General features: G+C 71.6%; 6 protein-coding genes. 2 read left to right on the forward strand and 4 right to left on the reverse strand.

The window, feature by feature from the left end; genetic code table 11:
• Positions 1-6 precede the first annotated feature (6 nt).
• Both E1294_RS12855 and E1294_RS12860 read right to left on the reverse strand, forming a co-directional pair.
• A complete protein-coding gene (locus E1294_RS12855; RefSeq protein ID WP_132508137.1) occupies positions 7-1,107 on the reverse strand; it encodes an FUSC family protein in 1,101 nt (366 codons plus the stop codon).
• 102 nt (positions 1,108-1,209) lie between these two features.
• Positions 1,210-1,908 carry an alpha/beta fold hydrolase gene (locus tag E1294_RS12860; RefSeq protein WP_220447700.1) on the reverse strand — a complete coding sequence of 233 codons (699 nt, stop codon included), beginning with the start codon at positions 1,906-1,908 and terminating at the stop codon, positions 1,210-1,212.
• A gap of 153 nt (positions 1,909-2,061) precedes the next feature.
• On the opposite strand from E1294_RS12860, the gene bar reads away from it, so the two are divergent.
• A complete protein-coding gene (gene bar / locus E1294_RS12865) occupies positions 2,062-3,153 on the forward strand; it encodes a barbiturase (protein WP_132508141.1) in 1,092 nt (363 codons plus the stop codon).
• A 21-nt stretch (positions 3,154-3,174) separates the two neighbouring features.
• Here the strand turns inward: bar and E1294_RS57990 are convergent, their stop codons facing one another.
• The gene (locus E1294_RS57990) at positions 3,175-3,672 is read right to left on the reverse strand and encodes a nucleotidyltransferase family protein (protein ID WP_220447701.1); all 498 of its coding nucleotides are present in this window, start codon (positions 3,670-3,672) and stop codon (positions 3,175-3,177) included.
• Positions 3,673-4,004: 332 nt separating this feature from the next.
• On the opposite strand from E1294_RS57990, the gene E1294_RS12875 reads away from it, so the two are divergent.
• A complete protein-coding gene (locus E1294_RS12875) occupies positions 4,005-4,547 on the forward strand; it encodes an SseB family protein (protein ID WP_132508143.1) in 543 nt (180 codons plus the stop codon).
• 254 nt (positions 4,548-4,801) lie between these two features.
• On the opposite strand, the gene E1294_RS12880 is transcribed toward E1294_RS12875, so the two are convergent.
• Positions 4,802-5,791, reverse strand: coding sequence for a hypothetical protein (locus E1294_RS12880; RefSeq protein WP_132508145.1), 990 nt, complete (start codon positions 5,789-5,791; stop codon positions 4,802-4,804).
• Between the last annotated feature and the right edge of the window lie 325 nt (positions 5,792-6,116).

Below are 6,116 nucleotides of genomic sequence, written 5' to 3' on the forward strand. Positions count from 1 at the left end.
GGGCGGTCACCGGCGGTGGGTGTTGCCGCCGCTCGGCTCGTCCAGCGGGGTCAGCGCGGCCGTCGCCTCCTCGTTCCCCATCCCCGTCGCCTGCAGCAGGTCGACCACCACCGAACGCAGTTGCGCGATGATGACGTGCGCCGAGAACCCCAGCTGTGCGGGCCGTTCCCTGGCCGCGACGGCGAGCAGGGCCTGCCGCGCCAGCGTCGGCTCGCGGCCCGCTCCCAGCTCCAGCTGCAGCAGCAGCGCCGCCTCCGACACCTCCCGCATGGCCTCGGCCAGCGCGGCCGGGGGAGGGCTGACCTCTCCGAGCGAGGCCAGCGTGCGCCTGATCAGCACGCGGGCGTTCCGCAGCGCCAGGTCCACCGGCACGGCCGCGGTCTCGTAGCGGGCCAGCCGGGCTCGCCGGTGCCAGTGCACCGGCGAGATCATGGCGATCTCCTTGCTGGTCTCCAGCGCCGCCTCGAACTCCTCAACCGCTCCCTGCGTGTTGCGCGCCTCCTCCAGCGCCTCGGCGGCCAGCTCCACGTCCCGCTTCTCGATCGCCGCAGCGGCCTGCTCCAGCACCGTCGACAGCGCGTCCAGCACCCCGGACAGGTGTTTGGCGGCGATCATGAACGGGCTGGCGGGCAGCAGCGCGACCGCCGCGATCCCGATGACGCCGCCGGTGAGCGCGTCGGCCATCCGGTCCAGGCCGCCCGCGTCCTCGCCGGGCACCAGGGTAGCCACCAGCACGGCCGACGAGCCGGCCTGCGCGACGAAGAGCGCTCCGCTGTTGAGCAGCACCGCCACGGCCATCGCCAGCGCCACCACGAGCGCGAGCTGCCAGGCGCCCGAGCCGATCCAGGACACCAGCAGGTCGCCCACGCCGACACCCAGGCTGACCCCGACGACCAGCTCGATCACCCGGCGCAGACGCTGCCCGAGCCCCACGCCGACGCAGATGAGCACGGAGATCGGTGCGAAGATCGGCCGCGGGTGGCCGAGCAGCTCGATGGCGGCGAGCCAGGCGAGCGCGGCGCCGACCGCGCACTGCGCGACGGACGGCGCCATCAGGCCGAACGTGCCCAGCCGGTCCTTCACATGATCGCTGAGCCTCGTTCGCACCTCTCCACCTTGGCGGATCTTCGGCACAATGTCACGTTTGCCCCGGCCAGGTGCGTTTAGTCGGGAGCCGGTTCGACGATCTTGCAGGTGCCGCCGATCGGTTCAGGCATTCGACGATCTGGCAGCCGCCGGCGACCCGTTCAGGAAGTCGTCCACCACGCGCAGGAACGCGCGGCGCGCGTTGACGTGGACGAGGTGGCCGGCCTCGATCGTGACCAGCTCGGCTCCGGGGATCAACCCCGCCACATCCTGCGCGCGCAGCGGGCTCGCCGCCCCGCCCGACACCACCAGCGTCGGCGCCGTGATCCGCGCCAGCCCCTCCCGCCAGGCCGGATCGGGGTCGACCAGCTGCCGCTCGGTGTCGTGCATCATCCGCCAGTCGAACCGCGTCGACCCGTCCTCCACGAGCGGCGCGCGGTTCTCCAGAGGGTAGGGCTGCGGCGGATCCTCCAGAACGAGCTGCTCGACCCGCTCGGGACGGCTCATGGCGAGAAGGTACGCCACGATGCCGCCGAGCGAGTGCCCCACCACCGTGGCGCGTTCGATGCCCAGGTGGTCGAGCAGCCCGGCGACGTCCTCGGCCATGGCGGGCAGGGGATATTCGCCCGGACGGTCGCTCGCCCCGTGCCCGCGCAGGTCGAGTGCCAGAACGTGATAGCGGGCGGCGAAGTGCTGGGTGATGCCGTTCCAGTCGTTGTGGTCGGCGGTGCGCCCGTGGATCAGCAGGAGCGCGGGAGCGGAAGGATCGCCTTCCTCCCGGAAACCGAGCTTGATCCCGTTGGCGTGCGCTTCGCGAATCACAGGCGCGACCCTACCGCCGTCGCTCAGCGCACGTTGACATCGTCCGCGGCGTTCCTGGGCAGACATTGACCATGAACCCCGCTGACCGGCTCGGCTAGCGTCGCGAGGACAGGGGCCAGGGCAGGGGAAAAGTACTGGAAGAAGGGGCTTCGCATGCCGGACCCGATAGAAGTGCGCAAGGTGCCCATCGAGAGCGTCACCGACGCCTCGGGGCTGTCACGGCTCATCGCCGACGGGGTGATCGAGGCCGACCGGGTGCTCGCCGTCGTCGGCAAGACCGAGGGCAACGGCGGCGTCAACGACTACACGCGCATCCTCGCCGACCGCGCCTTCCGCGAGGTGCTCGCCGAGCACGGGCACCCGGCGCCGGAGAGCGTCCCGCTGGTCTGGTCGGGCGGCACCGACGGGGTGCTCAGCCCGCACGCCACCGTCTTCGCCACCACGGCCGACGCGCCCCCGTCCGAGGAGCCGCGGCTGTCGGTGGGCGTGGCGATGAGCGAGGTGATCCTCCCCGAGGACATCGGCAGGCCCGCCATGGTGGAGAAGGTCGCCGCGGGCGTGCGCGAGGCCATGAAGATCGCCGGCATCGACGACCCGCGCGACGTCCACTACGTGCAGACCAAGACGCCGCTGCTCACCCTCGCCACCATCACCGACGCCAAGAGCCGCGGCCAGGACACCGCCATCGAGGAGACCGGCCCCTCCATGGACCTGTCCAACTCCACCACCGCCCTCGGCATCGCCGTCGCGCTCGGCGAGATCGACATGCCGCGCGCCGACCAGATCCACAAGGACCTGTCGCTCTACTCGTCGGTGGCCTCGTGCTCGTCCGGCGTGGAACTGGACCGGGCGCAGATCGTCCTCGTCGGGAACGTACGCGGGATCGGCGGCCGCTACCGCATCGGCCACAGCGTCATGAAGGACGCCCTCGACGCCGACGGCATCTGGGAGGCCATCAGGGACTCCGGGCTGCCGCTGCCGGAGCGCCCGCATCCTTCCGACCTCGGCGGGCGGCTGGTGAACGTGTTCATGAAGTGCGAGGCCGACCCTTCGGGGCGGGTGCGGGGCCGCCGCAACATCATGCTGGACGACTCCGACGTGCACTGGCACCGGCAGATCAAGGCGACGGTGGGCGGGGTGGCGGCCTCTGTCACGGGCGACCCCGCCGTGTTCGTCTCGGTGGCCGCCGTCCACCAGGGGCCGTCCGGCGGCGGCCCGGTCGCCGCCATCGCCGAGCTCGGCTGATCGCCGGCTCTTTTTCGATCTTTACGGCTTCGCCTGGTTCAGCCACCCCCCGTACGTGGCCGATGGCCCTCCAGGAAACGCCCGCTGACCCTTCACCGGCCGGCCATCGTTACGGGGCGTACTCTTGACCCTCACCGTGGTCGACCCGTGACCGATCGCGCGGCCTGACAGAGGGAACCGATCGCGCGTCCTGACGCAGGGTGCCGATCGCGCGGGTCGGCGCTGGATTCGTCGCGTGGTGGGTGCCGGTCCCGACCGTGTGGTGGCCGGCGCCGGGCAGGTGCGGGTGGGCGGGTCCCGGCGCCCGGCCCTGATCACTACGTTCTCGGCCTCCCGGGACAGGTCGGACGAATCGTAATAGATCAGGTCGTAGTCTTTGATGCCATAGCCCGGGTCGCGCCGGGTCACGTGGTTCCAAACGGTCTGCACGATCGCGCCCGCCGCGACCCACCAGCCGGGCAGGTCGAGGGTCCTGGCCTGATGCAGCACGGCGGTCAGCACCGGGTTGGTGCCCAGCACGCGGTGTATGGCGGCGAGTTGCGCGTCGAGGGGAAGGCGCGATCCGCATCGGCATCATGATGTCACCTGCATGCCGATCGTGCGGCTCTGGTGCTATGGAGAGGTCGGGTTATGCGGAGTGATCCGCGGATGACCATGCCGACCCAGGCCTGCTCCGTGTCCTTCTCGCCGACCCGGAACGCGACCGGCACGGTCACACGCTGTGCGATCCGGCGGGGATGCCGAGCGGCTCGGCGATTCTGATCACTGTTCCCCCCGGTCCTCGTCGCCGGCGTGCGCGCGCCGCATGCCGAACTGGGGGCCGAATCCGGGCGCGGGTAGTCTCGGGGGTTGTGCCGAGCATTCCGCAGCCTCTGGATCCTCACGACGACGGCCGCGCCGCTCCCGCCGTCGCCGCGGCTCTGGCCGCCTTCGAGGCCGGTACGGCCGGCGACGCCGAGGTGCTGGCCGCGCTGAGCGGCGCCAGGCTGCTCGTCCCCGTGGTCGCCCTGCTCACCGAGGCCGAGGTCGGCGCGCACGGGCTCCGGCAGGAGAAGGAGAGCGAGATGGCTCTGCCCAAGCTCGTCGGGCAGGACGGCAGGCACGCGGTGCTCGCGTTCACCGGCGCCGGCGCGCTGGCCAGGTGGCGTCAGGACGCCCGGCCCATCCAGGCCACCGCGCTCCAGGTCTGCCGGGCCGCCGTCCAGGAGCAGGCGGCCGCGGTCGTGGTGGACGTGGCGGGTCCGGTGCAGTTCGTGATCGAGGGAGATGTGCTGGCGGCGCTCGCGGCGGTGGAGTCCGGCACCGTGGGCGAGCTCAGCGGCGTCACCGTCGCCCGCGTGGAGCCCGCCCGCAGGCGCCGCCGCTTTCCGTGGGGGCGCAAGCCCGCCCGATAGCCACCCGGCGACCGGCCGGGGCAATGGGGACCGGCTGCGGCCGGGCGACCGGCTGGGGCGTCGGGGACCGGCTTGGGGCATCGGCGACCGGCTTGGGGCATCGGCGACCGGCTGGGGCGTCGGCGGCCGAGTAGGTTGCGGAACGCCGCGACGTGCGGATCGTCCCCATCGGTCGATAGGACGCGGCTCCCGGCCCGTGTCCTGCGGGGTGGTCCGTCCGAGGACAGCGTGCCGTCGCACGGGCACGCCGGTGGTCAGGAGCCCGACTCCGGCCACGCCTGGTCTCTCCTGATCGCGCGCAGGCTTCCGCCCGGTTCCGGCCGGCTGCGCTGGTTGATGGGCGGCAGCGTGAAATGGCCGCGGATCATGTCGACGAGCTTGGCCATCTTGTCGTCGGCCTCGCCGACCTTGCGCTGGTCGAGTGTGACGCCCACGACGTAGCGCCCGTGGTCGACCCAGTAGTGGAAGAGCGCGCCGCGCTCGACGTCCAGGACGGTCCTGATCACCGTTCCGCTCTCCAGCAGCCTGAGGTGCGAGTCGAGCCGCTGTCCGATCCAGTCGAGCTGGCGGCCCAGCTTGAGATAGGAGATCCTGCGTTCCTCGGGCGTCGACTCGTGGAAGAAGTGCTGCAGGTCGGCGTCGTCGAGCACGTCGGCGTAGAAGGCGCAGCCGCCAGGACTGAAGAACGCCACGAAGTGCAGATCGTCCTGGTCGATCACGGAGACACAGCTCCCGAGCGCCTTCTCCAGTGCCGCGCTGATGTCCGGCTGGGTGCGGATCAGGATCTCCGACTCGCCGATCACCTTGCGCTTGGTCGTGGTCGGCGACGGGCCCGCCGTCGCCTCCAGATGCGGCACGTACAGGCCGCGCCGGAAGAGGACCAGCAGGTATGTCCCGGTCAGCCAGGTGAACGCGGCGATCCCGATCATCGACAGGCCGAGCAGCTCGCCGGACATGTGCCCGTTCCACAGAACCGGCCCGAACCCGGCCGCGAACCCCAGCACGATCCCCCCGGCCGCCGTCACGGTCATCGCCGTGACCAGCATGGTCGGCAGCCGACCGCGCAGCCGGCCGGCGATCAGGGCGATCAAGGCCAGCCCCGTCACCACGGAGATCACGGTGATGGCACGGGAGACGTTGTACTCCTCGCCCTCGATGTACCAGGCCAGCATTTCGAGCAGCACAGGGGTGAGCACGAAAGTCGCGATGACCACCGCGAATCTGGCGAACCGATCCCTGTCCACGCGGGAAGTGTCCGTGATCGGCTCGCCGACCGCAATAGCCAAACCCCTATCCCCACCGACGGATCGGACTCCCGAAACGCCCCGCCGCGCGGGCCTCCCGAAGAGGACCGAGGGACGCGACGCCCCGACGCAGACGCCCCGACGCAGACGCCCCGGCCCGGACGGCCTGGTACAGACGGCCCGGCCCACACGGCCCGACCCACACGGCCGGGCCCCGATTGCTGCGGCCCAGACGTTCCGGCCGAGACGAACCGGTTCCCGCGCCGGTCCGGGGGCGACGACCCGGCTCCCGCGGCGGGGGTGGGGGCGGTGCGACGAACCGGAT

Source organism: Nonomuraea diastatica (assembly GCF_004349015.1).
GTDB lineage: Bacteria > Actinomycetota > Actinomycetes > Streptosporangiales > Streptosporangiaceae > Nonomuraea > Nonomuraea diastatica.

Coding starts and splice junctions, on each gene's coding strand:
- bar (WP_132508141.1), top strand. CDS start 2,062: ATGCCGGACCCGATAGAAGTGCGCAAGGTGCCCATCGAGAGCGTCACC.